This window comes from Pseudomonas sp. FG98 (assembly GCF_057808595.1).
The window spans coordinates 1-26682 of the sequence record NZ_JBMDIJ010000004.1 but is presented as its reverse complement, the minus strand read 5'-3'; the positions used below and the strand labels follow the sequence as shown (position 1 = coordinate 26682).

Sequence of the window (26682 nt, the reverse complement as noted above, 5' to 3'; positions counted from 1 at the left end):
CCGAACCCTCCAACCCTTATTTGCCGGTGATCATCGGCAGGTTCAGGCCCTGTTCCTTGGCGCAGTCGATGGCGATCTGGTAACCGGCATCGGCGTGACGCATGACACCGGTGCCCGGGTCGTTGGTCAGCACACGGGCGATGCGCTCGGCGGCTTCGTCGGTACCGTCGCAGACGATGACCATGCCCGAGTGCTGGGAGAAGCCCATACCCACGCCGCCGCCGTGGTGCAGCGAAACCCAGGTGGCACCGCTGGCGGTGTTCAGCAGGGCGTTGAGCAACGGCCAGTCGGACACGGCGTCGGAACCGTCCTGCATCGCTTCGGTTTCACGGTTGGGGCTGGATACCGAGCCGGAGTCGAGGTGGTCACGACCGATAACGATCGGCGCCGACAACTCGCCACGGCGGACCATTTCGTTGAAGGCCAGACCCAGCTTGGCGCGCTGGCCCAGGCCAACCCAGCAGATCCGCGCCGGCAGGCCCTGGAAGCTGATGCGCTCGCGGGCCATGTCCAGCCAGTTGTGCAGGTGGGCGTCGTCGGGGATCAGTTCCTTGACCTTGGCGTCGGTCTTGTAGATGTCCTCGGCATTGCCGGACAGCGCGGCCCAGCGGAACGGACCGATGCCGCGGCAGAACAGCGGACGGATATAGGCCGGAACGAAGCCGGGGAAGTCGAAGGCATTGGCGACACCCTCTTCCTTGGCCATCTGGCGGATGTTGTTGCCGTAGTCGAAGGTCGGGATGCCCTGCTTCTGGAACTCGAGCATGGCCTGGACGTGCACGGCCATGGACTGCTTGGCGGCCTTGACCACGGCAGCCGGCTCGGTCTTGGCGCGGTCGCGGTACTGCTCCCAGGTCCAGCCGGCCGGCAGGTAACCGTTGAGCGGGTCGTGGGCGCTGGTCTGGTCGGTGACCATGTCCGGGCGCACGCCACGCTTGATCAGTTCCGGAAGGATTTCCGCAGCGTTGCCCAGCAGGGCGATGGAGATGGCCTTGCCTTCGGCGGTGTATTTGGCGATGCGCGCCAGGGCGTCGTCGAGGTCCTTGGCCTGTTCGTCGACATAGCGGCTGCTCAGGCGGAAGTCGATGCGGCTCTGCTGGCATTCGATGTTCAGCGAGCAGGCGCCCGCCAGAGTCGCGGCCAGTGGCTGGGCGCCGCCCATGCCGCCGAGGCCGGCGGTCAGCACCCATTTGCCCTTGAGGTTGCCGTCGTAATGCTGGCGACCGGCTTCGACGAAGGTTTCGTAGGTGCCCTGGACGATGCCCTGGCTACCGATGTAGATCCAGCTGCCGGCGGTCATCTGGCCGTACATGGCCAGGCCCTTGGCGTCCAGTTCGTTGAAGTGTTCCCAGTTGGCCCAGTGCGGCACCAGGTTGGAGTTGGCGATCAGCACGCGCGGGGCGTTGGCGTGGGTCTTGAACACGCCGACCGGCTTGCCGGATTGCACCAGCAGGGTCTCGTCGTCATTCAGGTTGGTCAGGCTTTCGACGATCTTGTCGTAGCACGCCCAGTTGCGCGCCGCACGGCCGATGCCGCCGTACACCACCAGTTCCTTCGGGTTCTCCGCCACTTCCGGGTCGAGGTTGTTCATCAGCATCCGCAGCGGCGCTTCGGTCAGCCAGCTCTTGGCGGTCAGCGTGTTGCCGCGCGGAGCGCGGATTTCGACGTCACGGAATTTGTTCAGGTTGTTGTCAGTCACGAAAAGGGCTCCTCGAGCGATCTATCCAATCCCAACCCAGGCAGTGGGCCAGCGGTGAAAACCGGTTTTGAGAACAGCGCTGAGGGGATGGCCTGTCCACTCATACGCACACATCTTTACTTGTACATACAAGCATATGCAATTGGATTGCCAACCCGGGGAACGGCTTCCTGAAAAAATTCCGCACATGGGCTACAGCCCTTGTGGAACAAGGCCGGGAAATCTTGCAGAGGGAGAGGAAAACAGCGGAAGGGTGGCGCGAGGACCAAGGCGGCATTGCGCCACCTTGGGGCATTCGGTAACAAAATGTGCGGGAGTGGTGCGTTACTCGGAAACAGCGATGAGTTCGATCAGGCAGCAGCGCCCGGTGATATCCAGTTCGCGCAGTTGCTGGTTGTCCTTGAGGTACAGGCAGTCGTAGAGGCCGAGGTTTTGCTCGCCGTGACCGCTGACGCCAATCTGCAACGCCGCTTGGGCGCTGAACAGCAGCAGCGTGCTGGCCGAGCTGAAGACCCGGCTGTAACCGCTGAACCACTGCAGCCGCGCGCGGTAACGCTGCGGGGCGTAGATCAGGTTGAAATCGCGGATCGGCCCACCCAGCAGACGGCAGCTGACCTGGCTCTCGCCGCTGAACACATAGGCATCGAAAGGCAGGAGCACGCGACTGGCCTGGCCGTCGACCTCGAGCACCATGCCATCGCCCTGCAACACACTGATGATCCGCTGGTAGCCGGCGAAGCTGGAGAAGTCGCCCGACTCACCGATATCGGCGATCGACAGGCGCCAGCCGAAGCCATCCAGGCCCTGGCCGGCGTCGCGGGTGATCTCTTCGGTGCTGCCACCGCCGTTTTTCCACGGCATGCGTGGGTAGTCGGCGGCGCGTAACTGGGTCAACTCGGTCATTTGCTGAAGCGTCCTTCGAGGCGATGGCGGGAGCCGGGGTGGATCAGTCGGGCGGCGGTGACCGGCTGGCGACCCGACCAGGTGCGTCGGCGTATCAGCAGGCACGGTTCGCTGTGTTCGATCTGCAGCAGGCTGCATTCATAGGCATCGGCGAGGATCGCCTCGACCACGTGCTCGCCCTCGGTCAGCGGTGCGACCTGGGACAGGTAGGCGTAGGGGGTCTGCCGGGTGAAATCCTGGTTGAGGTAGTCCGGGGCGATCTGCGCATTGACGTAGCGGTCCTCGATCTGCACCGCCACGCCGTTTTCGTAATGCACGATCAGCGAATGGAACACCCGCTGGCCCTCGCGCATGTCCAGGGCGATGGCGCGCTCGGAGCCGGCGACCTCTTCGGCCAGGGTCACCACCTGGCAGCTGTGCTGGTGACCACGGGCGGCGATTTCATCGGCGATGTTATGTACATCGAACAGCGCCGAGTGGGTCTTGGGTTCCGCAACGAAGGTACCGACGCCCTGCATGCGCACCAGCAGCCCTTCGGCGGTGAGTTCGCGCAGGGCACGGTTGATGGTCATGCGGCTGAAGCCCAGTTCGGCGACCAGCTCGCTTTCCGAGGGCACCCGATGGTGCGGCGGCCAGGTGCCGCTCTCGATCTGCTGGACGATCATTTGCTTGACCCGGGCATACAGCGGCGCCGGCCCCTCGCCCATCTGGGCAACCAGCGTGGAGACAGGAGGTTTCGGCACTGGAAAAGTCCTTGTTCTATTGAATGAACGGTAGCTTGCCGGAGTTTACCGGGCAGGCAAACGTCTGTATATGTATATACAAATAACCAGAACGAGGTGCCGTGTCGATGTCCGTGTACTTTGCCGAGCGTGCTCTGTTGCCCAGCGGCTGGGCTGAAAACGTCCGAATCGAGGTCGGCGCCGACGGCAGGCTGGCATCGTTGCAGGCCGACGCCGCGTCCGATGGCGCCGAAAAACTGGCCGGTCCGCTGCTGCCGGGCATGCCGAACCTGCACTCCCACGCCTTCCAGCGCGCCATGGCGGGGCTGGCGGAAGTGGCGGGCAATCCCAACGACAGCTTCTGGACCTGGCGCGAACTGATGTACCGGCTGGTGGGCAAGATCAGTCCCGAGCAGCTCGAAGTCATCGCCCGCCAGCTGTACATCGAGATGCTCAAGGCCGGCTACACCTCGGTCGCCGAATTCCATTACGTGCACCACGACCCGCAGGGCCAGGCGTATGCCGACCCGGTGGAGCTGTCCCGGCGCATCAGTGCCGCCGCGGCCGGAAGCGGCATCGGCCTGACCCTGCTCCCCGTGCTCTACAGTCATTCCGGCTTTGGCGGGCAGGCACCGAACGATGGCCAGCGACGCTTTATCAACAGCACCGAGCAGTACCTCGACCTGCAAGCGCGCCTGCAGCCGCTACTGGCCGCGCAACCGGCCCAGGCCCTGGGCCTGTGCTTCCACTCGCTGCGCGCGGTCACCCCGGAACAGATCGCCACGGTGCTGGCCGCCAGCGACAAGGCCTGCCCGGTGCATATCCACATTGCCGAGCAGCAGAAGGAAGTCGACGACTGCCTGGCCTGGAGCGGGCGCCGGCCGTTGCAGTGGTTGTACGAGAACGTCGAGGTGGATGAGCGCTGGTGCCTGGTGCATGCGACCCATGCCGAAGCGGACGAGGTGACGGCGATGGCGAAGAGCCGGGCCATCGCCGGGCTGTGCCTGACCACTGAAGCCAACCTCGGCGACGGGATCTTCCCGGCCGTGGACTTCCTCGCCCAGGGCGGGCGCATGGGGATTGGCTCGGACAGCCATGTATCGCTGAGCGTTGTCGAGGAACTGCGCTGGCTGGAATACGGCCAGCGCCTGCGCGACCAGCGGCGCAACCGCCTGTATGGCGCGGCGCAGCCGATGGTCGGACGGACCCTGTTCGATGCCGCGCTGGACGGTGGTGCCCAGGCACTGGGACAAGCGGTCGGTGAACTGGCAGTGGGCAAACGGGCGGACTGGATCGTGCTGGATGGACTGGATCCGTACCTGGCGACGGCCGACGGCGACAATATTCTCAATCGCTGGCTGTTTGCTGGTGGGGATCGGCAGGTCAGGGATGTGATGGTCAATGGCCGCTGGGTGGTGCAGCAGGGGCGGCATGCGGGGCAGGAGGACAGTGCGGTGGCCTTTACCCGGGTATTGAAAGACTTGCTGGGTTGAATTTGATGGCCTCATCGCTGCATGGGTATCTACACATCTCTATCAGGTACAACACGGACCTTGTGGGAGCGGCTGTTAGCCGGGACGCCGGACCGCGCGATCGGCGGCGAAGCCGTCGTAAAACCTGAGTCCCAGGTTTTCCTGACACACCGAGGGCACAGGTTTTATGGCCGCTTCGCGCCCAATCGCGGCTAACAGCCGCTCCCACAGGTACGCGGCGGCGCATCATTTTGTGGTGATCTGAAGTTGTGTAGATACCCATGCTCATCGCCGGCAACGCCGACTCCCACAGGTATCGCGAACGCCGCCAAACCTTGTGGGAGCCGGCATTGCCGGCGATGAGGCCAGAAAGATCACTGCAAGACTTCAGTGCTTGCGCGCCATATCCCGATCCGCCACCCGCCACACCAGCCGGCTGGTGTCATACCCCTGCTGCCGCGCCTTGGCCAGCAGGCTCTCGCGCTCCACCGCCGGCAAGGTTGGCGTGCGCGACAGAATCCACAGATAGCGACGATCCGGATTGCCCACCAACGCCGTCTGATAGTCGCTGCTCACATAGAGCACCCAGTAGTTGCCCTTCGGCGCCCCGGGCAATTTGGCAAACCAGTTATCGAACTGCACCCACAGCTTGTCGGTCTTGCCCGGCACCTGCGGGGTAGCACTGCCGCTCGCTTCCTGCCATTCGCCGTCCAGGGTCAGGCAGCGGTTGAGCACCCCGACGCTGCCATCCGCACGCAGGTTGTAATGCGCCTCGGACTGCGCGCAGTCGCGCTGGAAGTACATCGGCAGCCGGGCCAGCTCATACCACTTGCCCTGGTAACGCTTGAAATCGACGTGATCCACCGTCTTCGGCGGCATGGGCCCGACCTCCGGCGTGGCACATCCGGCCAACGCCAGGGCAGCACAGCATGCCAGCAGCGAGCGACGCATCATTTCAGGCCCTGCCCCGCGTACATCAACACTTTGTCACCTGCGTACTGGACACTGATGAAGGTCTTCTCATCCCCCCAGGTACAGCTGGACACACCCAGGGCGCCGGAACACTCGGTCGGGCTGCCCAGCAGGCTCTCGACCTCCGCCTTGGTCATACCGGTCTTGAGCTTGGAATAGTTCTCCTGGTTGAGCTTGCTGCACGCAGCCAGCAACACACACAGGGACAAGAGGGCGAGGGAACGCAACGACATGGAAGGGATACTCCTGGGAATGAAGGTGACATGGGCCAGACCACTGCCGACAGCTTAGAAGGATAAATCTCACTCCGGTTCCCGAAGGCCCTGCTTTCATTACCGCGCAAACGATCTCCATTTGTCGGAACGTTAGCGGAACCGATTAATCTTTTTCCTGCGACGGACGACACAGGGTGCGCTGCGGCGGATTGCCGCGCCCCTTCCGTATATTGCGTGACCTCCCGATGACCAAGAATCTGAAATTCAGCCACAAGATCCTGCTGGCCGCTGCCCTCGTGGTGGTGGTCGCCTTTACCGGCTTCGTCCTGTTCAACGATTACCGCCAGCGCCAGTCGCTGCGGGTCAGTAGCGAAGCCTCGATGCAGGAGCTGGGCAGCCTGACCGCCGGCAATATCCGCACCTGGCTGGACAGCCGCATCCAGCTGCTGAATTCCTTCGCCCAGCAGGTCGCCGTCGATGGCCCGGGCAAGGACACACTGAGCCGCAGCCTGGCGCTGCCGGTGTACAACGCCAGCTTCGCCCTGACCTATTTCGGCGGCAAGGATGGCGCCATGCAGTCGGTGCCAGCCGGCAACCGCGCTGCCGACTACGACCCGCGGGCACGCGGCTGGTACAAGAGCGCCAGCGCCGCTGGCCAGACCGTGGTCACCGAGCCCTACATCGCCGCCTCCACCGGCAAGCTGGTGGTGACCATCGCCACCCCGGTGCAGCAGGCCGGGCAATTGATCGGCGTGGCCGGCGCGGACACCGCCCTGGACACCATCAGCGCGATCATCAACTCGCTGAATTTCGACGGCCACGGCCATGCCTTCATCGTCAACGGCGAAGGCAAGATCCTCGTCCACCCCAACGGCGAGCTGGCCCTGAAAACCCTGGCGGACGCTTATCCACAGGGCGCCCCGGTGATCGGCAAGGGCCTGAAGGAAGTCGAGATCGACGGGCGCAAGCAGTTCATCGTCTTCAGCCATGTCGACGGCGTGCCCTCGGCGGACTGGTACGTAGCCCTGGTGCTGGACCAGGACTCGGCCTTCGCCATGCTCAGCGAACTGCGCAGCACCGCCGTGGTGGCGACCGTTGCCGCCGTGCTGATCATCATCGCCCTGCTCGGCCTGCTGATCCGCGTGCTGATGGAGCCGCTGCATGTGATGGGTCGCGCCATGCACGATATCGCCGAGGGCAAGGGCGACCTGACCCGCCGCTTGAACATCCATGCCCACGACGAGTTCGGCACCCTGGGCCAGTCGTTCAACCGCTTCGTCGAGCGCATCCACGAGTCGATCCGCGAAGTGGCCTCGGCCACCGGCCAGGTCAACGAGGTCGCCCTGCGGGTGGTCAGTGCGTCGAATGCGTCGATCCACAACGCCGACCAGCAATCGAGCCGGACCAACAGCGTGGCCGCAGCGATCAACCAGCTCGGCGCCGCCGCCCAGGAAATCGCCCAGAACGCCGCCCTCGCCTCGCAGCACTCCAGCGACGCGCGCAGCCTGGCCGAAGATGGCCAGCAGGTGGTCAACCAGACCATCGAGGTGATGAACCAGCTATCGGCGAAGATCAGCGACTCCTGCGGCAATATCGAAACCCTGAACGCCAACACGGTGAATATCGGGCAGATCCTCGAAGTGATCGCCGGGATTTCCCAGCAGACCAACCTCCTCGCGCTCAACGCCGCCATCGAAGCAGCCCGGGCCGGTGAGGCCGGGCGTGGTTTTGCGGTGGTGGCGGACGAAGTGCGCAACCTGGCCCACCGCACCCAGGACTCGGCGCAGCAGGTGCAACGGATCATCGAGGAGCTGCAATCCGGCGCCCAGGTGGCGGTCAGCACCATGACCGAGAGCCAGCATCACAGCCAGCACAGCGTCGGCATCGCCAACCAGGCGGGCGAGCGGCTGGGCAGCGTGACCCAGCGCATCGGCGAGATCGACGGGATGAACCAGTCGGTGGCCACGGCGACCGAGGAACAGACCGCGGTGGTGGAGTCGATCAATGTCGATATCACCGAGATCAATACGCTGAATCAGGAAGGGGTAGAAAACCTGCAGGCGACGTTGCGGGCCTGCCATGACCTGGAGAACCAGGTGGAACGACTGAAGCATCTCGTAGGAAGCTTCAGGATTTGAGGTGAGCTTGAGGGCCAATCGCCGGCAACGCCGGCTCCCACAGGTGATCGGAGTGCACCGCCGAACCTTGTGGGAGCCGGCGTTGCCGGCGATTGGCAATCAAAAACAGCAGAGAATCCGGATCAGAAACGAGAGCCAGGCTCCAGCAGAAAATCCATCTCTTCATTGGTACTCGGCCGCCCCAGCACCAGGTTGCGGTGCGGGAACCGGCCAAACCGCGCAATCACCCGCTGGTGCTGCTCGGCATAGTCGAGGAAGCCTTCGAACAGACGCCGGTCCGCCGTCGGCTGGGCATCCAGCAAGGTCTGGTAGCGCTCGACGCAGATGTTCTGCCAATCCAGCACCTCGGCATGCTCCAGCACCAGCAGGATGAACACCCGCTGCAACGGCAGCAGCTGGTAATCCCAGGCGCGGTCCAGGCCCTGCATCACCAGGACCTGGGCACGCCGGTCGCCATCGAAGGCGCGCGGCGTGTCGCGGTAGATCATGCGCGGCAACTGGTCCAGCAACAGGACCAGCCCCAGCCAGCCCTGCGGGCTTTCCAGCCACTCTTCCAGACCACCGGCCAGCGCCTGCTCGACCAGCGGGCCGAAGCGCTCGTGCGCCTCGGCGTCGTGCTGCTTGCCGAACCACAGCGTGCTCTTCTCGTCAGCGACGTCCTGCGGGCTGGTGCCCCATCCGAACCACCATTCCAACAGCGGCTGCCAAGGTGCGAGCATGGCCTGGTTACTCCTGGTGATAACCGGTGACGCGCTGGACTTCCTCTTTCGAGCCGAGGAATACCGCCACACGCTGGTGCAGGCTGTCCGGCTGGATGTCGAGGATGCGCTGGTTGCCGTCGGTGGACGCGCCGCCGGCCTGTTCGATGATGAAGGACATCGGGTTGGCTTCGTACATCAGGCGCAGCTTGCCCGGCTTGGACGGCTCGCGGGCATCGCGTGGGTACATGAACAGACCGCCACGGGTCAGGATGCGATGCACGTCGGCCACCATCGAGGCGATCCAGCGCATGTTGTAGTTCTTCTTCAGCGGGCCGGTCTCGCCTTCCAGCAGTTCGCCGACGTAGCGCTTGACCGGGGCTTCCCAGTGACGCTCGTTGGACATGTTGATGGCGAATTCGGCGGTGGTTTCCGGAACCTTGATGTTCTCGTGGGTCAGGACGAAGCTGCCCAGCTCGCGGTCCAGGGTGAAGCCCTTGACGCCGTTGCCCAGGGTCAGGATCAGCATGGTCTGCGGGCCGTAGATGGCGTAGCCGGCGGCAACCTGCTTGGTGCCCGGCTGCAGGAAGGCCTTTTCGTTCAGGCTTTCGTTCTGGCTCAGATATTCGTTAGGGCAGCGCAGTACCGAGAAGATGGTACCGACCGAGACGTTGACGTCGATGTTCGACGAACCGTCCAGCGGGTCGAACACCAGCAGGTAGGCGCCTTTCGGGTATTTGCCCGGGATCTGGTAGGCATTGTCCATCTCTTCCGAAGCCATGCCGGCCAGGTGACCGCCCCATTCGTTGGCTTCGAGGAGGATGTCGTTGGAAATCACGTCCAGTTTCTTCTGGACTTCGCCCTGCACGTTTTCCGTGCCCATGCTGCCCAGCACGCCGCCGAGGGCGCCCTTGGACACGTTGTGGCTGATTTCCTTGCATGCGCGCGCCACCACTTCGATCAGGAAGCGCAGATCGGCAGGGGTGCTGTTGCTACGGGTCTGCTCAATCAGATAGCGACTCAGGGTAACGCGGGACATGTATGGCTCCGAAGGAATGAGGGAGTAGGAAAAACCCACGCAGTTTACAGGGAGAGGCAGGCGCGGGCGAGCAGTAGGACAACCCTGCCCGATCAGACGGCACATCCGGGATCTGGTTCCCGCCGTTCGCCGCGCCGGTTCCATTCATTCAAGGGCGGTCCAGATCTCCCGGGCGTACTCGCCGATGGTCCGGTCCGAGGAGAACCAGCCCATCCGCGCGGTGTTGAGCACCGCCGAGCGCCACCAGCGATTGGGCTCGTGCCAGAGCTCGTCGACCCGCCGCTGGGCTTCCCAGTAGGCGTCGAAGTCGGCGCAGAGCAGGAAGCGGTCGTAGGCCACCAGCGAATCCACCAGGCCGACGTAGCGCGCCGGATCGTCCGGCGAGAACACCCCGCCGCGAATCGCCTGGAGCACGTCGTTGAGCCGGTGCGAGGCACCGACGATCGGGCTGGCATTGAAATCGCCGTTGCGCTTGCGGCCTTCCACCTGCTGCGAGGTCAGGCCGAAGATGAACATGTGCTCGGCACCGACCTGCTCGCACATTTCCACGTTGGCGCCGTCGAGGGTGCCGATGGTCAGTGCGCCATTGAGGCCGAACTTCATGTTGCTGGTGCCCGAAGCCTCGTAGCCGGCGGTGGAAATCTGCTCGGACAGGTCCGCCGCCGGAATGATGCTTTCCGCCAGGCTGACGTTGTAGTTGGGCAGGAACACCACCTTGAGCAGGCCGCGCACGGTCGGGTCGTTGTTGACCACCTGGGCGATATCGTTGGCCAGCTTGATGATCAGCTTGGCCTGGTGATAACTGGCCGCCGCCTTGCCGGCGAAGATCTTCACCCGTGGCACCCAGTCGGTGCCCGGCTCGGCGCGGATCGCCTGGTACAGCGCGACGGTGTGCATCAGGTTGAGCAACTGGCGCTTGTACTCGTGGATGCGCTTGACCTGGACGTCGAACATCGCCTCCGGGTTGACGGTGATGCCCAGGCGTTCCTGGATGATGCTCGCCAGTGCCCGCTTGCTGTGCAGGCGCTGCTCGGCGAACTTCTTGCGGAAGGCAGCCTTGTCGGCGAACGGCTCCAGGCCGCGCAGCTTGGTCTCGGGGCTGTCCAGCAGGTCCTCGCCGAGGGCGTCCACCAGCATGGCGGTGAGCTGCGGGTTGGACTGGTACAGCCAGCGGCGGAAGGTGATGCCGTTGGTCTTGTTGTTGATCCGCTCCGGGTAGAGCTTGTGCAGCTCGGAGAACACCGTGCTGCGCATCAGCTTGGTATGCAGCGCCGAGACGCCGTTGACGCTGTGGGAGCCGAGGAACGCCAGGTTGCCCATGCGCACTCGGCGGCCGTTGTCTTCCTCGATCAGCGACACCGCGCGCAGCACGTCGAAGTCATGGATGCCCTTGGCCCGCAACGAGTCGATATGGTGCGCGTTGATCAGGTAGATGATCTGCATGTGCCGCGGCAGCATGCGCTCCATCAGGTTCACCGCCCAGGTCTCCAGGGCCTCCGGCAGCAAGGTGTGGTTGGTGTAGGCAAGGGTGTTGACGGTGAGGTTCCAGGCGGTGTCCCACGGCACTTCGTGCTGGTCCACCAGCAGGCGCATCAGCTCGGCCACGGCGATCGACGGGTGGGTGTCGTTGAGCTGGATCGCTGCCTGCTCCGGCAGGTTGAGCAGGGTGTCGTGCATGTTCAGGTGGCGGCGCAGCAGGTCCTGCAGCGATGCCGAAACGAAGAAATACTCCTGGCGCAAGCGCAGTTCCTGGCCGGCCTCGGTGCTGTCGGCCGGGTACAGGACCCGGGAAATGCTTTCGGCCCGGGCCACTTCGGCGACGGCGCCGAGATGGTCGCCGGCGTTGAAGCGCTCCAGGTGCAGCTCTTCCAGCGCCCGCGCCCGCCACAGGCGCAAGGTATTCACGCTTGCCCCGCGCCAGCCCACCACCGGGGTGTCATAGGCCACCGCACGTACGGTTTCCGCCGGCCACCAGACCTGGCGTGGCTCGCCGCCGCCGTTGTGCACGGTTTCCACCCGGCCGCCAAAGCTGATCGGGTAGATCACCTCGGCCCGTTCGAACTCCCAGGGGTTGCCGAAATCCAGCCAGTTCTCGGTCTGTTCCTGCTGCCAGCCGTCCACCACCGCCTGGCGGAACAACCCGTGTTCGTAACGGATGCCGTAGCCGTGGGCGGCGATGCCGAGGGTCGACATGCTTTCCATGAAGCAGGCTGCCAGCCGGCCGAGACCGCCGTTGCCCAGCGCCGCGTCCGGCTCCAGCAGGCGGATGCGCTCCAGGTCGACGTCCAGGCCTTCGAGGGCCTCGCGGGCCACTTCCAGCAACCCGAGGTTGCTCAGGCTGTCGTAGAGCAGCCGGCCGATAAGGAATTCGAGGGAGAGGTAATAGACCCGCTTCTGGCTGCTGCGGTAGATCTGCCGCGTGTGGTCCATCCAGTGATCGACCATGTGGTCCCTGGCCGCCAGGGCGATGGCTTCGAACCAGTCATGGTCGAAGGCGTGTTCCGGGTCCTTGCCGACCGCATAGGTCAGTTTTTCCAGCACAGCGGTGCGAAACGCGGCCACCTCTGCGTCACGAGCGTTCGATTCCTGAGACATGCGGGGTCCTCGAGCGGATTTGACGATTGCCGATGGTGATCTGACAGACTAGACGGTTCGACACAGTGCATAGGCGCTGGTTCGCACCTTTCATGGTAAAGCGCTGCAAAAGCGGGACCGCTTGCCGGGGAGCGCGCAAATCGTTGTTCACATTTTGATCAACTCCGGTATGATCGCGCGCCTTCCTATACCTATATGCCTGACCCCTGATGAAACCGACCCTGATCGCCGCCGCCGAGCTCGACCGTCTCGAAACGTGGCAAAAGTACGCCAGCCATATGTGCGGCAGCTGCATGTCCACCTGTTGCACCTTGCCGGTGGAGGTGAAGCTCAAAGACCTGATCCGCATCGGCGTGGTGGACGAGTTCGAAATGGGTGATCCGCCGAAGAATATCGCCAAGCGTTTGCAGAAGGATGGCATCGTCGAGCGCTTCAACCAGAAGTCCGGGATCTTCACCCTGACCCGGATGAGCAACGACGACTGCCTCTATCTGGATCGCAAGAGCCGGCTGTGCACCATTTATGACAAGCGCCCGGACACCTGCCGCAACCACCCGCGGATCGGGCCGCGGCCGGGGTACTGTGCGTACAAGCCGAAGCCGGTGAGCCGCTGAAAAAGCATCGCTGGCAAGCCAGCTCCCACAGATTCGGCGGTGCATGCGGACCTTGTGGGAGCTGGCCTTGCCAGCGATGAGGCCCTGAAGAACAGCAGAAGAATTTCAGGCAAAAAAAAGCCCCCGGCCTTTCGACCGGGGGCTTTTTCATTTCAAGCCGGGCTTAGTTGGCCTTGGCTTTCTTGGCAGCGCGGGTACGCTCGCCTTCGTCGAGGATCTTCTTGCGCAGACGGATCGACTTAGGAGTGACTTCGCACAGCTCGTCGTCCTGGATGAATTCCAGAGCCTGTTCCAGGGTGAAACGAACCGGCGGAACCAGGGCGATGGTTTCGTCCTTGCCCGAAGCACGCATGTTGTCGAGCTTCTTGCCTTTGGTCGGGTTCACGCCCAGGTCGTTGTCACGGCTGTTCAGACCAACGATCTGACCGTTGTAGATCTCCTGGCCGTGCTCGACGAACAGCTTGCCGCGCGCCTGCAGGGTTTCCAGGGAGTAGGTCAGGGCCTTGCCGGTCTCGACCGAAACCAGTACGCCGTTCAGACGGCCGGACATGTGGCCGGACTTCATGGTGTCGTAGCGGTCGAAGATCGAGGTCAGGATGCCTGCACCGTTGGTCAGGGTCAGGAACTGGTTACGGAAACCGATCAGACCACGGGCTGGAATGTTGTACTCCAGACGCACACGGCCTTTGCCATCCGGCGCCATGTTGGTCAGGTCGCCCTTACGCAGGCCCATTTCTTCCATGACCTTGCCCTGGGATTCTTCAGGGATGTCGATGGTGACGTTCTCGAACGGCTCCTGCTTGACGCCGTTGACTTCGCGGATGATCACTTCAGGACGGCCTACAGCCATCTCGAAGCCTTCGCGACGCATGGTTTCGATCAGAACCGACAGGTGCAGCTCACCACGGCCGGAAACCTTGAACTTGTCAGCCGAGTCGCCTTCTTCAACGCGCAGTGCAACGTTGTACAGCAGCTCTTTGTCCAGACGTTCCTTGATGTTGCGGGAAGTCACGAACTTGCCTTCTTTACCGCAGAACGGCGAGTCGTTGACCTGGAAGGTCATGGAAACGGTCGGCTCGTCGACGGTCAGCGGCTTCATCGCTTCGACCGCGTCCGGGGAGCACAGGGTGTCGGAGATGAACAGCTCGTCGAAACCGCTGATGCAGACGATGTCGCCAGCCTGGGCTTCTTCGACGTCAACGCGGTGCAGACCGTGGTGACCCATCAGCTTCAGGATACGGCCGTTGCGGCGCTTGCCGTCGGTGTCGATGGCGACGACCGGGGTGTTCGGCTTGACGCGACCACGGGCGATACGGCCAACACCGATAACGCCGAGGAAGCTGTTGTAGTCCAGAGCGGAGATCTGCATCTGGAACGGACCGTCACGGTCAACCGCTGGGGCTGGCACGTTGTCGACGATCGACTGGTACAGCGGGGTCATGTCTTCGGCCATGGCGGTGTGGTCGAGACCGGCGATGCCGTTCAGGGCCGAGGCGTAGACAACCTGGAAGTCCAGTTGGTCGTCGGTGGCACCCAGGTTGTCGAACAGGTCGAAGATCTGGTCCAGAACCCAGTCAGGACGCGCGCCCGGACGGTCGACCTTGTTGATCACGACGATCGGCTTCAGACCGGCTTCGAAGGCCTTCTTGGTCACGAAACGGGTTTGCGGCATAGGACCGTCTTGAGCGTCGACCAGCAGCAGCACGGAGTCGACCATCGACATTACGCGCTCTACTTCACCACCGAAGTCGGCGTGGCCGGGGGTGTCGACGATGTTGATGTGGTAGCCATTCCAGTTGATGGCGGTGTTCTTCGCCAGAATGGTAATGCCGCGCTCTTTTTCCTGGTCGTTGGAGTCCATGACGCGTTCGTCGTTGAGCTCGTTACGCTCCAGGGTGCCGGACTGGCGCAGGAGTTTGTCGACCAGGGTGGTTTTACCATGGTCAACGTGGGCGATGATGGCGATGTTGCGCAGATTCTCAATCACTGTGTGTATCTCGATCTCAGGTATTCGGTGCCGCCGCCAGGGCAGCGGGTTTCAGTAAACGGAGCAGGAAATCCGGTCGGGAGGACGATGGCGGGAACGATCGCCATCGTGCTTCCTAGGCGGGGCGATAAACGCGCACATTGGCGTGTCCCTCACTGAGCAGGTGATGAGCATGCAGGCGGCTCATGACACCTTTATCGCAATAGAGCAAATATTGACGGTTGCCATCCAGGTGCTTGAAGCGGCTGTTCAGAGCGTAGAACGGCACGGCCTGGACTTCGATGCCGTCGAGCAGCAGAGGTTCGTCTTCCTGGGCATCGGGGTGACGGATGTCGATGACGATCTGGCCCGGCAGGGCTTCGCTCAGTTCTTCGACCTGGACGTCCTGGCCCAGTTCGTCGATCACGTGGTCGATGGAGATGTAGCGGGCGCGCTCCAGGGCGCGGTCCAGCACTTCCATATCGAACTGCTTTTCTTCGTGGTCGACGCGGTGGCGCTTGGCGCAGGTGGTCGGGTTCACCGAAATCACGCCGCAGTATTCCGGCATGTGCTTGGCGAACTCGGCGGTGCCGATTTCGTTGGCCTGGTCGATGATGTCCTGCTTGTGGCTGGCCAACAGCGGACGCAACACCAGCTTCTCGGTGGCCGAGTCGATCACCGCGAGGTTCGGCAGGGTCTGGCTGGACACCTGGGAGATCGCCTCGCCGGTCACCAGCGCGTCGATTTCCAGACGATCGGCAACGCGGGTGGCGGCGCGCAGCATCATGCGCTTGAGGGTCACGCCCATATAACTGTTGTCGACCTTGCCGAGGATCTCGCCGACCACTTCCTCGAACGGCACGCTGACGAACAGTACGCGCTGGCTGCTGCCGTATTTCTTCCACAGGTAGTGGGCGACTTCCATCACCCCCAGTTCGTGGGCACGGCCGCCAAGATTGAAGAAGCAGAAGTGGGTCATCAGGCCGCGACGCATCATCTGATAGGCGGCGACGGTGGAGTCGAAACCGCCGGACATCAGGGTCAGGGTCTGCTCCAGCGCACCCAGCGGGTAGCCGCCGATGCCCTTGTGCTGGTTGTGGATCACGTAGAGGCGCTTGTCGCGCACTTCGATACGCACTTCCACTTCCGGGTTGCGCAGGTCGATGCCAGCGGCACCGCACTGCTGGCGCAACTGGCTGCCGACGTAGCGGTCGACGTCCATCGAGGTGAAGTCGTGATGGCCGCCGCGCTTGCAGCGCACGGCGAAGCGCTTGCCGGCCAGCAGGTGGCCGAAGTGGGTCTTGCACTTGGCGACGATATCGTCGAAGTCGCCCAGCGGGTATTCGTCGACCTGCAGGAAATGCGCGATCCCCGGCATGCAGGTCAGGCGCTCGGTCATCTCGCGCAGTACTTTCTCGTCCTCGACGCGGGTCACCACCTCGAGGTTGTCCCAGACGCCATCGACCTTGACCTCGGGATCGAGCTCACGCAGCACGGCGCGGATATTACGGCCGAGCTGACGAATGAACCGCTTGCGGACCGGGCGGCTCTTGATGGTGATTTCTGGAAAGACTTTGACGATCAGTTTCATGGAAAACAGCGCGCGAGCGGCCAGCCGAAAAAGGGGGGCGCGGATTATAGCGGAAATTGCTCAAGGTTTGACCAACTTTTGTCCGAATGCTTTCTTGTGCACCAATTTGGTTCAGCTAGACATTTTTACGCATCCAAAGAGTGCATAAAAAATCGACATTTACTGCTCAAAGGGCTGAAACGCGAGAAAACGGGGCATAAATCCCGTTTTTGGGCACTGGCATGCAATTTGCTCCCTTGTGAGGCAGGTTGCCTTGGTCGAGTATTCCGGCCCGGCATCACCCAAATTCAAGGGCTGCACAGGCAAGCTCTACCCCACCCGGAGGACACCATGTCGAAGTCGGTTCAACTCATCAAAGATCATGACGTTAAATGGATTGATCTGCGCTTCACTGACACCCGCGGCACCCAGCACCACGTCACCATGCCAGCCCGTGACGCGCTGGAAGACGACTTCTTCGAAGTCGGCAAGATGTTCGACGGTTCCTCCATCGCTGGCTGGAAAGGCATCGAAGCCTCCGACATGATCCTGATGCCGGTCGACGACACCGCCGTTCTGGACCCGTTCACCGAAGAGCCGACCCTGATCCTGGTCTGCGACATCATCGAGCCTTCCAGCATGCAAGGCTACGATCGCGACCCACGTGCGATCGCCAAGCGCGCCGAAGAGTACCTGAAGAGCACCGGCATCGGTGACACCGCCTACGCCGGTCCAGAGCCAGAGTTCTTCATCTTCGACGAAGTGAAGTTCAAGTCCGACATCTCCGGCTCGATGTTCAAGATCTTCTCCGAGCAAGGTTCCTGGATGTCCGACCAGGACGTCGAAGGCGGCAACAAAGGCCACCGTCCAGGCGTCAAAGGCGGCTACTTCCCGGTTCCGCCGTTCGACCACGACCACGAAATCCGTACTGCCATGTGCAACGCACTGGAAGAAATGGGTCAGACCGTCGAAGTTCACCACCACGAAGTGGCGACTGCCGGCCAGAACGAAATCGGCGTCAAGTTCAACACCCTGGTGAAGAAGGCTGACGAAGTTCAGACCCTGAAGTACGTCGTGCACAACGTTGCCGATGCCTACGGCCGCACCGCGACCTTCATGCCTAAGCCTCTGTACGGCGACAACGGCTCGGGCATGCACGTTCACATGTCGATCTGGAAAGACGGCAAGAACACCTTCTCCGGCGAAGGCTATGCCGGCCTGTCCGACACCGCCCTGTACTTCATCGGCGGCATCATCAAGCACGGTAAGGCCCTGAACGGCTTCACCAACCCGTCGACCAACTCCTACAAGCGTCTGGTCCCAGGCTTCGAAGCTCCGGTAATGCTGGCCTACTCGGCTCGCAACCGTTCCGCCTCGATCCGTATTCCTTACGTCGGCAGCCCGAAAGCCCGCCGTATCGAAGCCCGCTTCCCGGATCCGGCTGCCAACCCGTACCTGGCCTTCGCTGCACTGATGATGGCCGGTCTGGACGGTATCCAGAACAAGATCCACCCAGGCGACGCAGCGGACAAGAACCTGTACGACCTGCCACCAGAAGAAGCCAAGGAAATCCCGCAAGTCTGCGGCAGCCTGAAAGAGGCCCTGGAAGAACTGGACAAAGGCCGTGCGTTCCTGACCAAGGGCGGCGTGTTCTCCGACGACTTCATCGATGCCTACATCGCTCTGAAATCCGAAGAAGAAATCAAGGTCCGTACCTTCGTACACCCGCTGGAATACGACCTGTACTACAGCTGCTGATCCAGTGACGCCCGCGCAAGCGGCGTAAGTACGTGGAAAAGGCCTCCCTCGGGGGGCCTTTTTCGTACAGCCCCCTGCGAAACACCCGATATTTCCTGCCTCTACCTCCGTCCATGCTAGCCCGCTCTTCATTCAAGCGAGGTTCACATGGTCCGCCCATTTGCTCTGCTCGGCCTGCTCCTCCCCCTGGTCGGGTGCGCCACTCCTGCTGTCGATGGAAAACCCGAAACCACCGTTCTACTCCAGGCCACCCACGCCTGGGACGGAACGAGCTACCAGTCGTATCCCAGTGGCCAACCGCAGTTGACCCTGCTGAAAATCCTGATCCCGCCTCACACCACCCTCGACTGGCACCAGCACCCCACGCCAAGTGCCGGCTACCTTCTGTCCGGTGAACTACTGGTAGATACCCACGATGAAAAACACCTGACGCTGCTCAAGGCCGGCGACGCACTGGCCGAAACTGTCGGTCGCATACATCGCGGAAGAACCGGTGAGCAAGCTGCAGAGCTGATCGTGTTCTATGCCGGCAACACGACACTGCCACTGAGCCAGTCAAACTCCGACCAAGCATCGGCTCCATACGTCAGTCCATGAAGAGAGCCGTTCGAATGATCTCACCTGCCTTGAAACACCTGCTCGCCAGCGATCTGGACATCCGGATCATGCGCTGGGTACTGGTCCTGATCTTCGCAATCTTCGGCTACAGCAAATGGTTTCCCTATGAAGCCGAGGCGTTGATACCACTCGTCGGCAACAGCCCGCTGCTGTCGTGGATGCATCAGCTCTTTGGCATACAGGGCGCCAGCTATGCACTCGGCGTCGCGGAATGGGCGATCGGCTTCGGGCTGATCATCGGAGCATGGCTGCCCAGGGTCTCCGTGGTCGCGGCTGCGGCCTCGTGCGTCACCTACCTGACCACCCTGACCCTGATCTTCACCACACCCAATGCATGGGAAGCCTCTGCGGGCGGCTTCCCGGCGATGGGTGGCGCTACCTCCTTCCTGATCAAGGATGCCGTGCTGCTGGCGGGCTCGATCATGCTGCTCAAGAGCGGCCTGCTGCAGGTGGCCGGCAACTGCCCGAAACCGAAAGCGTCATAGCAACAGTGCCCGACAGGCCTGGAGAACCACTCCAGCCCTGTCGGGCAACCAATTCGAAGCCACTGCTCTATATTGGTGCGCTATAAAAGTAATAGGCGCCCTACATATCCCATTTTGGGTCACTGATACCCGCTATCCCGGTCATATCCTGGCCTTTTTCGGGCAGATTCCCCAGTTTCTCCTGGTTTTCCGCTTCTTTTTGGAGCCTTGGTTTGCTTTTTGCATTTTCCGTGGATCAGCGAATGAACGCGTTCGCGCCCTGACCCTCACAGGTCGACATGTGCCAAAAGAGGTCAAAGACGCCACATGACCATCAGCGATGCACTGCACCGATTGCTACTGGACAACCTGACCACCGCCACCATCCTGCTCAACGCCGAACTGCGCCTTGAGTACATGAACCCGGCGGCGGAAATGCTCCTGGCCATCAGCGGCCAGCGCAGCCATGGCCAGTTCATCAGCGAACTCTTCACCGAGTCCACCGAGGCACTCAATTCCCTGCGCCAGGCGGTGGAACATGCCCACCCCTTCACCAAGCGCGAAGCCCAGCTCACCTCCCTGACCGGGCAGAGCCTCACCGTCGACTACGCCGTCACGCCGATCCTCAGCAACGGCCGCACCCTGCTGCTGCTCGAAGTGCATCCCCGCGACCGTCTGCTGCGCATCACCAAGGAAGAGGCCCAGCTGTCGAAGCAGGAAACCACCAAGATGCTGGTGCGCGGCATGGCCCACGAGATCAAGAACCCGCTGGGCGGGATCCGTGGCGCTGCGCAATTGCTGGCGCGCGAGCTGCCCGACGAGGGGCTCAAGGACTACACCAACGTCATCATCGAAGAAGCCGACCGCCTGCGGAACCTGGTCGACCGCATGCTCGGTTCGAACAAGCTGCCGCTGCTGGCGCTGACCAACGTTCACGAAGTGCTGGAGCGGGTCTGCAGCCTGGTGGAAGCGGAAAGCCAGGGCGGCATCACTTTGGTGCGCGACTACGACCCGAGCCTGCCGGACGTGCTGATCGACCGCGAACAGATGATCCAGGCCGTGCTCAATATCGTGCGCAACGCCATGCAGGCCATCAGCGCGCAAAACGAACTGCGCCTGGGCCGCATCACCCTGCGCAGCCGGGCCATGCGCCAGTTCACCATCGGCCACATCCGTCACCGCCTGGTGGCCAAGATCGAGATCATCGACAACGGCCCCGGCATTCCTGCGGAACTGCAGGACACCCTCTTCTATCCCATGGTCAGCGGCCGCCCGGACGGTACCGGGCTGGGCCTGGCCATCACCCAGAACATCATCAGCCAGCACCAGGGCCTGATCGAATGTGACAGCCACCCGGGCCACACCACCTTCTCGATCTTCCTGCCACTGGAACAAGGAGCCGCTTCCTCATGAGCCGTAGTGAAACTGTCTGGATCGTCGATGACGACCGCTCCATCCGCTGGGTCCTGGAAAAAGCCTTGCAACAGGAAGGCATGACCACCCAAAGCTTCGACAGTGCCGATGGCGTCATGAGTCGCCTCGCTCGCCAGCAGCCGGACGTGATCATCTCCGACATCCGCATGCCGGGTGCCAGCGGCCTCGACCTGCTGGCACAGATCCGCGAGCAGCACCCGCGCCTGCCGGTGATCATCATGACCGCCCACTCCGACCTGGACAGCGCGGTGGCGTCCTACCAGGGCGGCGCCTTCGAGTACCTGCCCAAGCCGTTCGACGTCGACGAGGCGGTTTCGCTGGTCAAACGCGCCAACCAGCATGCCCAGGAACAGCAAGGCATGGATGTCGCGCCCGCCCTCACCCGCACTCCCGAGATCATCGGTGAAGCACCGGCGATGCAGGAGGTGTTCCGCGCCATCGGTCGCCTGAGCCACTCCAACATCACCGTGTTGATCAACGGCGAGTCCGGTACCGGCAAGGAACTGGTCGCCCACGCCCTGCACCGCCACAGCCCGCGTGCCGCTGCACCGTTCATCGCGCTGAACATGGCGGCGATTCCCAAGGACTTGATGGAGTCCGAGCTGTTCGGCCACGAAAAAGGCGCCTTCACCGGCGCGGCCAACCTGCGTCGCGGGCGTTTCGAACAGGCCGACGGTGGCACCCTGTTCCTCGACGAGATCGGCGACATGCCGGCCGACACCCAGACCCGCCTGCTGCGGGTACTGGCCGATGGCGAGTTCTACCGCGTCGGCGGGCATACGCCGGTCAAGGTCGATGTACGGATCATCGCGGCGACCCACCAGAACCTGGAAACCCTGGTCCAGGCCGGCAAGTTCCGTGAAGACCTGTTCCACCGCCTCAACGTGATCCGCATCCATATCCCGCGCCTGGCCGATCGCCGCGAGGATATTCCGACCCTGGCCCGGCATTTCCTCGGCCGCGCGGCACAGGAACTGGCGGTGGAGCCCAAGCTGCTCAAGGCGGAAACCGAAGAATTCATCCGCAACCTGCCGTGGCCCGGCAACGTGCGCCAGCTGGAGAACACCTGCCGCTGGATCACGGTCATGGCCTCGGGTCGCGAAGTGCATGTCGGCGACCTGCCACCGGAGTTGCTGAGCCTGCCGCAGGACGCCGCGCCAGTGACCAACTGGGAGCAGGCCCTGCGCCAGTGGGCCGACCAGGCACTGTCCCGCGGCCAGTCGAGCCTGCTCGACAGCGCCGTGCCGAGTTTCGAGCGGATCATGATCGAGACCGCCCTCAAGCACACCGCCGGCCGCCGTCGCGACGCTGCTGTGCTGCTGGGCTGGGGCCGCAACACCCTGACCCGCAAGATCAAGGAACTGGGCATGAAGGTGGACGGTGCGGACGAGGGCGACGACGAAGAGTCCTGATCGCACAAGCTAAAAAGAACGCGGGGCCGGCGCCTGTCACAGGAATCTGTGAACAGGCCCGGCCCCGCGGTCGTTTCAGCCGGACGACGGCATGAATGCCCCATTGATGAACCGAAATCGCCCCCGACGCACCGCCGGAAGGCAAAAATCCCTACTCAATCAGGGTGAAATACCTCAAAACAGCCTGAAACCCTTGATTTACAGCGGTTTCGTAAAGTTGGCACAGCCCCTGCATTAATACAGACATCTCCAGTTTTGGGGGCCTTGGTACAGGCAGGCCGGGGATTCCCCTCTTTTATTCGTGCAGTCTCACCTGCACACGCCAGCGGTCCTCCACTGACTCTCCCGCCCAGCGGGCCTGCAGTGGACGGGCCGCCACCAGGCTCAGCAACAGACCCTGATCGGTCTTGCGCAGCCGCCAGCTCACCGGCTTGTCGCCGAAGCTCAATTGCCCCTTCGCCGCCTTCCCTTCCGCTTCGAACAGCAGCGCCACGGTGCCTTCGACCACTTCGCCGTGCAGCTTCGGTTCTTCGTTGAACCACAGGTCCAACCCGCCGGCGACCACCTCCACCTGTTCCAGCACCCGGGGTTCGGGTGCGGTCAGGCGGCCGATCATCAGGCCGACCAGCATCCCGAACAGCGCCAGGGAAAACAGCACCCGCGGCCAGGATTTCGAACGCTCATCGGGCTCGTCAGGAGTAGAATGCCCGTCATCTTTATGCTCGGAGCCGTGCATGTTTCACGTGATCCTTTTTCAACCGGAAATTCCGCCCAATACCGGCAACATTATCAGGCTCTGTGCCAACAGCGGCTGCGACCTGCACCTGATCGAGCCAATCGGTTTCGAACTGGACGACAAGCGCCTGCGCCGGGCAGGCCTGGATTACCACGAATACGCCACGCTCAAGCGCCATGCCGACCTGGCATCGTGCCTGGAAAGCCTCGGGCAGCCGCGCCTGTTCGCCTTCACCACCAAGGGCTCGCAGCCGTTCCATGAGGTGGCGTTCGAGCCGGGGGATGCGTTCCTGTTCGGGCCTGAGAGCCGCGGGCTGCCGGCAGAGGTGCTGGATGCCCTGGAAAGCGGTCAGCGCCTGCGCCTGCCGATGCGGCCGGGGTGCCGCAGCCTGAACCTGTCCAACACCGTCGCTGTAGCGGTCTACGAGGCCTGGCGCCAGCAAGGCTTTGCCTGAAAAGCATCGCTGGCAAGCCAGCTCCCACAGGTACTGCACAAGTCTCAAAGCCTGTGCTGACTCTGTGGGAGCTGGCTTGCCAGCGATGAGGCCTTCGACCTCAACACAAATCCAACTGCCATAAAAAAACGCCCCGAAGGGCGCTTTCTCATACCACCAACGCTTATTGCAGCGAAGGCGCTTCGCCAGCTTCCTGCATGCGCTGCATCTCTTGCGCGTACAGGGCGTCGAAGTTGACCGGGGACAGCATCAGCGCCGGGAACGAACCACGGGTGACCAGGCTGTCCAGGGCTTCGCGAGCGTAAGGGAACAGGATGTTCGGGCAGAAGGCGCCCAGGGTGTGGCTCATCGAAGCCGCATCGAGGTTCTTGATCAGGAAGATACCGGCCTGCTGGACTTCGGCGATGAAGGCCACTTCGTCAGCGTTCTTCACGGTTACCGACAGGGTCAGCACGACCTCGTGGAAGTCGCCTTCCAGGCCTTTCTGCTTGGTGTTCAGGTCCAGGGAAACGCTCGGCTCCCACTGCTGACGGAAGATCGCCGGGCTTTTCGGCGCTTCGAACGACAGGTCACGCACGTAGATGCGCTGCAGGGAGAATTGCGGTGCGCTGTCTTCGGCAGCGCCGTTGTTTTGCTCGGTCATGACAGATCCTTCTTTGCAGGGTCTTTAGAGGGTTTGGGATTCACGCGTTGAGCAGGGCGTCGAGCTTGCCGGCGCGCTCCAACGCGTAGAGGTCGTCGCAACCACCGACGTGGGTGTCGCCGATCCAGATCTGCGGCACCGAGGTGCGCCCGGCCTTCTGGCTCATTTGCGCACGCACCTGGGGCTTGCCATCGACCTTGATTTCTTCGAAGGCCACGCCTTTGCTCGACAGCAGCTGCTTGGCGCGGATGCAGTAAGGGCAGTAGTCGCTGGAGTAGACGGTGACCTGGGCCATGTCACTTCACCAGCGGCAGGTTGTCGGCTTTCCAGCTGGACACGCCACCGGACAGCTTGGCAGCGGTGAAACCAGCCTTGAGCAGGTCGCGGCAGATGGCGCCGGAGTGCTGGCCCATGTTGTCGACGATGATCAGGGTCTTGCTGCCTTTGTGCTTTTCCAGCTCGCCGATACGGGCAGCGAACTTGTCCTGCGGAATGTTCACCGCACCAACGATGTGGCCGGCGGAGAATTCCTTGCTCGGACGAATGTCGATCACCACGGCCTTGTCGCCGTTGACCAGCGCGGTCAGCTCGCCATTGCTCAGGCTGCGGCCGCCTTTGCGGGCCTCGTAGACAATCAGCAGGACCAGCAGAACCAGGAAGATAGCAACCAGCAGGTAGTGATTTGTCGCGAATTCAATCAGATGAGCAACCATCGGAGGGTGTTCCAGGTCATTAAAAATGGCGGCCAGTATACACAGCAGCAATGGGCCGCCAAAGCCTGCCGCATGGGGTAAACGACAGCAATTCTCATCATCTTGCTGCAGCCTGTCGGGACGCGCGTCGTGCAAGGGACGTGAAATTCGTCAAGGCTGGCCAATTTGCCCTAAAATGCGGACCTTTCTCATCTACAACCGTGAGTAGATTTTGATGACGAGCACGCCCAAGCCTTTGGTCCTGATCATCCTGGATGGTTTCGGTCACAGCGAAAGCCCCGAGTACAACGCCATCTTTGCCGCCAATACACCGGTCTACGATCGCCTGCGCGCTACCCAACCGCACGGCTTGATCTCCGGCTCCGGCATGGATGTCGGCCTGCCTGACGGGCAGATGGGCAACTCCGAGGTCGGCCACATGAACCTCGGCGCCGGCCGGGTCGTGTACCAGGACTTCACCCGGGTGACCAAGGCCATCCGCGACGGCGAGTTCTTCACCAATCCGGTACTTACCGGCGCGGTAGACAAGGCCGTGGGCGCCGGCAAGGCCGTGCATATCCTCGGCCTGCTCTCCGATGGCGGCGTGCACAGCCACCAGGACCACCTGGTCGCCATGGCCGAACTGGCCGCACAGCGTGGTGCCGAGCGCATCTACCTGCACGCCTTCCTCGACGGTCGCGACACACCGCCGCGCAGCGCGCAATCGTCCATCGAACTGCTCGACGCCACCTTCGCCAAACTGGGCAAGGGCCGCATCGCCAGCCTGATCGGCCGCTACTACGCAATGGACCGTGACAACCGCTGGGACCGCGTCAGCGCCGCCTACAACCTGATCGTCGACAGCGTCGCCGACTACAGCGCCGACAGCGCCCTGGCCGGCCTCGAAGCCGCCTACGCCCGCGACGAGAGCGACGAATTCGTCAAGGCCACCCGGATTGGCGAAGCGGTGAAGGTCGAGGACGGCGACGCGGTGATCTTCATGAACTTCCGCGCCGACCGCGCCCGCGAGATCTCCCGCGTGTTCGTCGAACCGGACTTCAACGAATTCCCCCGCGCCCGCCTGCCGAAACTGGCGGCCTACATCGGCCTGACCCAGTACTCGGCAAAGATCCCGGCCCCGGCCGCCTTCGCCCCGGCCAGCCTGCACAACGTGCTCGGCGAATACCTGGCCAACAACGGCAAGACCCAGCTGCGCATTGCCGAAACCGAGAAGTACGCCCACGTCACCTTCTTCTTCTCCGGCGGCCGTGAAGAGCCGTTCCCGGGCGAAGAACGCATCCTGATCCCGTCGCCGAAGGTCGCCACCTACGACCTGCAGCCGGAAATGAGCGCACCGGAAGTCACCGACCGCATCGTCGAGGCCATCGAGCAGCAGCGCTACGACGTGATCGTGGTCAACTACGCCAACGGCGACATGGTCGGCCATACCGGCGTGTTCTCCGCCGCGGTCAAGGCCGTGGAAGCCCTGGACGCCTGCGTCGGCCGCATCACCGCGGCGCTGGACAAGGTCGGTGGCGAAGCGCTGATCACTGCCGACCACGGCAACGTCGAGCAGATGGAAGACGAATCCACCGGCCAGGCGCACACCGCCCACACCACTGAGCCGGTGCCGTTCATCTATTACGGCAAGCGCGACCTCAAGGTCCGCGAAGGCGGCGTATTGGCGGACGTGGCGCCGACCATGCTGACCCTGATGGGCATGCAGATTCCGGCGGAAATGACCGGTACTTCGATTCTGGTCAAAGCCTGATTTCGCCTGTTCAGGCCTCATCGCCGGCACTGCCGGCTCCCACAAGGTTCTGTGTTCGCCTCGGACCCTGTGGGAGCCGGCATTGCCGGCGATTGGG

The 26682-nt window shown here is 62.7% G+C and carries 24 protein-coding genes and 1 pseudogene; 11 read left to right on the top strand and 14 right to left on the bottom strand.

What is annotated here, in order from left to right:
* Positions 1–16: 16 nt before the first annotated feature.
* The 3 genes from hutU to hutC form a co-directional block, all read right to left on the bottom strand.
* Positions 17–1699, bottom strand: coding sequence for a urocanate hydratase (gene hutU, locus ACODSK_RS04115; protein WP_489014084.1), 1683 nt, complete (start codon positions 1697–1699; stop codon positions 17–19).
* A 324-nt stretch (positions 1700–2023) separates the two neighbouring features.
* Positions 2024–2602 carry a HutD/Ves family protein gene (locus tag ACODSK_RS04110; RefSeq protein ID WP_489014083.1) on the bottom strand — a complete coding sequence of 193 codons (579 nt, stop codon included), beginning with the start codon at positions 2600–2602 and terminating at the stop codon, positions 2024–2026.
* Positions 2599–3309, bottom strand: coding sequence for a histidine utilization transcriptional repressor HutC (hutC, locus tag ACODSK_RS04105; RefSeq protein WP_489014281.1), 711 nt, complete (start codon positions 3307–3309; stop codon positions 2599–2601). The genes ACODSK_RS04110 and hutC overlap by 4 nt, the downstream gene beginning before the upstream one ends.
* A gap of 143 nt (positions 3310–3452) precedes the next feature.
* Here hutC and ACODSK_RS04100 point away from each other — a divergent pair, with 143 nt between their 5' ends.
* On the top strand, positions 3453–4817 hold the full coding sequence (locus tag ACODSK_RS04100) for a formimidoylglutamate deiminase (RefSeq protein WP_489014082.1): 1365 nt from the start codon (positions 3453–3455) through the stop codon (positions 4815–4817).
* 366 nt (positions 4818–5183) lie between these two features.
* On the opposite strand, the gene ACODSK_RS04095 is transcribed toward ACODSK_RS04100, so the two are convergent.
* Together ACODSK_RS04095 and bamE are read right to left on the bottom strand one after the other, a co-directional pair.
* Positions 5184–5747 carry a lipocalin family protein gene (locus ACODSK_RS04095; protein ID WP_489014279.1) on the bottom strand — a complete coding sequence of 188 codons (564 nt, stop codon included), beginning with the start codon at positions 5745–5747 and terminating at the stop codon, positions 5184–5186.
* On the bottom strand, positions 5747–6001 hold the full coding sequence (gene bamE / locus ACODSK_RS04090; RefSeq protein WP_330076028.1) for an outer membrane protein assembly factor BamE domain-containing protein: 255 nt from the start codon (positions 5999–6001) through the stop codon (positions 5747–5749). Before bamE ends, ACODSK_RS04095 begins: the two co-directional genes overlap by 1 nt.
* Positions 6002–6228: 227 nt before the next feature.
* On the opposite strand from bamE, the pseudogene ACODSK_RS04085 reads away from it, so the two are divergent.
* Together ACODSK_RS04085 and ACODSK_RS04080 are read left to right on the top strand one after the other, a co-directional pair.
* Positions 6229–7266 (top strand): annotated as a pseudogene (locus ACODSK_RS04085) (HAMP domain-containing protein); the annotation flags it as partial.
* A gap of 24 nt (positions 7267–7290) precedes the next feature.
* On the top strand, positions 7291–8121 hold the full coding sequence (locus ACODSK_RS04080) for a methyl-accepting chemotaxis protein (RefSeq protein WP_489014277.1): 831 nt from the start codon (positions 7291–7293) through the stop codon (positions 8119–8121).
* 122 nt (positions 8122–8243) lie between these two features.
* On the opposite strand, the gene ACODSK_RS04075 is transcribed toward ACODSK_RS04080, so the two are convergent.
* The 3 genes from ACODSK_RS04075 to ACODSK_RS04065 all read right to left on the bottom strand — a co-directional run bounded on the left by ACODSK_RS04075 (position 8244) and on the right by ACODSK_RS04065 (position 12453).
* Positions 8244–8840 (bottom strand): DUF924 family protein, encoded by a 597-nt coding sequence (locus ACODSK_RS04075; protein ID WP_489014081.1) that lies wholly within the window; start codon positions 8838–8840, stop codon positions 8244–8246.
* Between the two features lie 7 nt (positions 8841–8847).
* Positions 8848–9858: a class 1 fructose-bisphosphatase gene (locus ACODSK_RS04070; protein WP_489014079.1), complete on the bottom strand. Its 1011-nt coding sequence runs from the start codon at positions 9856–9858 to the stop codon at positions 8848–8850.
* Positions 9859–10002: 144 nt separating this feature from the next.
* Positions 10003–12453 carry a glycogen/starch/alpha-glucan phosphorylase gene (locus tag ACODSK_RS04065; protein ID WP_489014078.1) on the bottom strand — a complete coding sequence of 817 codons (2451 nt, stop codon included), beginning with the start codon at positions 12451–12453 and terminating at the stop codon, positions 10003–10005.
* A 209-nt stretch (positions 12454–12662) separates the two neighbouring features.
* Between ACODSK_RS04065 and ACODSK_RS04060 the strand changes: the two genes are divergently transcribed.
* On the top strand, positions 12663–13067 hold the full coding sequence (locus tag ACODSK_RS04060) for a YkgJ family cysteine cluster protein (protein ID WP_489014077.1): 405 nt from the start codon (positions 12663–12665) through the stop codon (positions 13065–13067).
* A gap of 163 nt (positions 13068–13230) precedes the next feature.
* Here ACODSK_RS04060 and typA read toward each other — a convergent pair whose 3' ends face one another.
* Positions 13231–15054 carry a translational GTPase TypA gene (gene typA / locus ACODSK_RS04055; protein ID WP_489014075.1) on the bottom strand — a complete coding sequence of 608 codons (1824 nt, stop codon included), beginning with the start codon at positions 15052–15054 and terminating at the stop codon, positions 13231–13233.
* 115 nt (positions 15055–15169) lie between these two features.
* On the bottom strand, positions 15170–16624 hold the full coding sequence (gene thiI, locus ACODSK_RS04050) for a tRNA uracil 4-sulfurtransferase ThiI (protein WP_489014074.1): 1455 nt from the start codon (positions 16622–16624) through the stop codon (positions 15170–15172).
* Between the two features lie 330 nt (positions 16625–16954).
* Between thiI and glnA the strand changes: the two genes are divergently transcribed.
* The 5 genes from glnA to ntrC all read left to right on the top strand — a co-directional run bounded on the left by glnA (position 16955) and on the right by ntrC (position 22289).
* A complete protein-coding gene (gene glnA / locus ACODSK_RS04045; protein WP_489014073.1) occupies positions 16955–18361 on the top strand; it encodes a type I glutamate--ammonia ligase in 1407 nt (468 codons plus the stop codon).
* Positions 18362–18508: 147 nt separating this feature from the next.
* Positions 18509–18958, top strand: coding sequence for a cupin domain-containing protein (locus tag ACODSK_RS04040; protein WP_489014072.1), 450 nt, complete (start codon positions 18509–18511; stop codon positions 18956–18958).
* Between the two features lie 14 nt (positions 18959–18972).
* Positions 18973–19464: a YkgB family protein gene (locus ACODSK_RS04035; protein WP_489014070.1), complete on the top strand. Its 492-nt coding sequence runs from the start codon at positions 18973–18975 to the stop codon at positions 19462–19464.
* Between the two features lie 306 nt (positions 19465–19770).
* Positions 19771–20856: a nitrogen regulation protein NR(II) gene (gene glnL, locus ACODSK_RS04030; RefSeq protein ID WP_489014069.1), complete on the top strand. Its 1086-nt coding sequence runs from the start codon at positions 19771–19773 to the stop codon at positions 20854–20856.
* Positions 20853–22289, top strand: a complete 1437-nt coding sequence (ntrC, locus tag ACODSK_RS04025; RefSeq protein WP_489014068.1) for a nitrogen regulation protein NR(I) — start codon at positions 20853–20855, stop codon at positions 22287–22289. Before glnL ends, ntrC begins: the two co-directional genes overlap by 4 nt.
* 295 nt (positions 22290–22584) lie before the next feature.
* Here ntrC and ACODSK_RS04020 read toward each other — a convergent pair whose 3' ends face one another.
* A complete protein-coding gene (locus tag ACODSK_RS04020) occupies positions 22585–23025 on the bottom strand; it encodes a hypothetical protein (RefSeq protein WP_489014067.1) in 441 nt (146 codons plus the stop codon).
* Between ACODSK_RS04020 and trmL the strand changes: the two genes are divergently transcribed.
* Positions 23024–23479: a tRNA (uridine(34)/cytosine(34)/5-carboxymethylaminomethyluridine(34)-2'-O)-methyltransferase TrmL gene (gene trmL / locus ACODSK_RS04015; RefSeq protein WP_064302627.1), complete on the top strand. Its 456-nt coding sequence runs from the start codon at positions 23024–23026 to the stop codon at positions 23477–23479. The two genes, ACODSK_RS04020 and trmL, sit on opposite strands and share 2 nt — an antisense overlap.
* Before the next feature lie 163 nt (positions 23480–23642).
* On the opposite strand, the gene secB is transcribed toward trmL, so the two are convergent.
* From secB to ACODSK_RS04000, 3 genes are read right to left on the bottom strand one after another with little or no spacing between them, the layout of a single operon-like run.
* Positions 23643–24122: a protein-export chaperone SecB gene (gene secB, locus ACODSK_RS04010; protein WP_075804911.1), complete on the bottom strand. Its 480-nt coding sequence runs from the start codon at positions 24120–24122 to the stop codon at positions 23643–23645.
* Between the two features lie 40 nt (positions 24123–24162).
* Entirely contained in the window at positions 24163–24417 is a 255-nt protein-coding gene (grxC, locus tag ACODSK_RS04005; protein WP_489014066.1) for a glutaredoxin 3, read from the bottom strand.
* A gap of 1 nt (position 24418) precedes the next feature.
* Positions 24419–24835, bottom strand: a complete 417-nt coding sequence (locus ACODSK_RS04000) for a rhodanese-like domain-containing protein (protein ID WP_489014065.1) — start codon at positions 24833–24835, stop codon at positions 24419–24421.
* Between the two features lie 214 nt (positions 24836–25049).
* Between ACODSK_RS04000 and gpmI the strand changes: the two genes are divergently transcribed.
* Positions 25050–26585 (top strand): 2,3-bisphosphoglycerate-independent phosphoglycerate mutase, encoded by a 1536-nt coding sequence (gene gpmI / locus ACODSK_RS03995; RefSeq protein WP_489014064.1) that lies wholly within the window; start codon positions 25050–25052, stop codon positions 26583–26585.
* Positions 26586–26682 lie beyond the last annotated feature (97 nt).

Excerpts from the sequence above, each read along its gene's own strand:
- ACODSK_RS04070 (WP_489014079.1), bottom strand. The coding sequence starts at position 9,858 with ATGTCCCGCGTTACCCTGAGTCGCTATCTGATTGAGCAGACCCGTAGC.
- bamE (WP_330076028.1), bottom strand. The coding sequence starts at position 6,001 with ATGTCGTTGCGTTCCCTCGCCCTCTTGTCCCTGTGTGTGTTGCTGGCT.
- trmL (WP_064302627.1), top strand. The coding sequence starts at position 23,024 with ATGTTTCACGTGATCCTTTTTCAACCGGAAATTCCGCCCAATACCGGC.
- grxC (WP_489014066.1), bottom strand. The coding sequence starts at position 24,417 with ATGGCCCAGGTCACCGTCTACTCCAGCGACTACTGCCCTTACTGCATC.
- ACODSK_RS04000 (WP_489014065.1), bottom strand. The coding sequence starts at position 24,835 with ATGGTTGCTCATCTGATTGAATTCGCGACAAATCACTACCTGCTGGTT.
- glnL (WP_489014069.1), top strand. The coding sequence starts at position 19,771 with ATGACCATCAGCGATGCACTGCACCGATTGCTACTGGACAACCTGACC.
- thiI (WP_489014074.1), bottom strand. The coding sequence starts at position 16,624 with ATGAAACTGATCGTCAAAGTCTTTCCAGAAATCACCATCAAGAGCCGC.
- hutC (WP_489014281.1), bottom strand. The coding sequence starts at position 3,309 with ATGGGCGAGGGGCCGGCGCCGCTGTATGCCCGGGTCAAGCAAATGATC.
- ACODSK_RS04065 (WP_489014078.1), bottom strand. The coding sequence starts at position 12,453 with ATGTCTCAGGAATCGAACGCTCGTGACGCAGAGGTGGCCGCGTTTCGC.
- ntrC (WP_489014068.1), top strand. The coding sequence starts at position 20,853 with ATGAGCCGTAGTGAAACTGTCTGGATCGTCGATGACGACCGCTCCATC.
- secB (WP_075804911.1), bottom strand. The coding sequence starts at position 24,122 with ATGACCGAGCAAAACAACGGCGCTGCCGAAGACAGCGCACCGCAATTC.
- ACODSK_RS04110 (WP_489014083.1), bottom strand. The coding sequence starts at position 2,602 with ATGACCGAGTTGACCCAGTTACGCGCCGCCGACTACCCACGCATGCCG.
- ACODSK_RS04100 (WP_489014082.1), top strand. The coding sequence starts at position 3,453 with ATGTCCGTGTACTTTGCCGAGCGTGCTCTGTTGCCCAGCGGCTGGGCT.
- ACODSK_RS04020 (WP_489014067.1), bottom strand. The coding sequence starts at position 23,025 with ATGCACGGCTCCGAGCATAAAGATGACGGGCATTCTACTCCTGACGAG.
- ACODSK_RS04060 (WP_489014077.1), top strand. The coding sequence starts at position 12,663 with ATGAAACCGACCCTGATCGCCGCCGCCGAGCTCGACCGTCTCGAAACG.
- gpmI (WP_489014064.1), top strand. The coding sequence starts at position 25,050 with ATGACGAGCACGCCCAAGCCTTTGGTCCTGATCATCCTGGATGGTTTC.
- ACODSK_RS04040 (WP_489014072.1), top strand. The coding sequence starts at position 18,509 with ATGGTCCGCCCATTTGCTCTGCTCGGCCTGCTCCTCCCCCTGGTCGGG.
- ACODSK_RS04075 (WP_489014081.1), bottom strand. The coding sequence starts at position 8,840 with ATGCTCGCACCTTGGCAGCCGCTGTTGGAATGGTGGTTCGGATGGGGC.
- ACODSK_RS04095 (WP_489014279.1), bottom strand. The coding sequence starts at position 5,747 with ATGCGTCGCTCGCTGCTGGCATGCTGTGCTGCCCTGGCGTTGGCCGGA.
- ACODSK_RS04035 (WP_489014070.1), top strand. The coding sequence starts at position 18,973 with ATGATCTCACCTGCCTTGAAACACCTGCTCGCCAGCGATCTGGACATC.
- glnA (WP_489014073.1), top strand. The coding sequence starts at position 16,955 with ATGTCGAAGTCGGTTCAACTCATCAAAGATCATGACGTTAAATGGATT.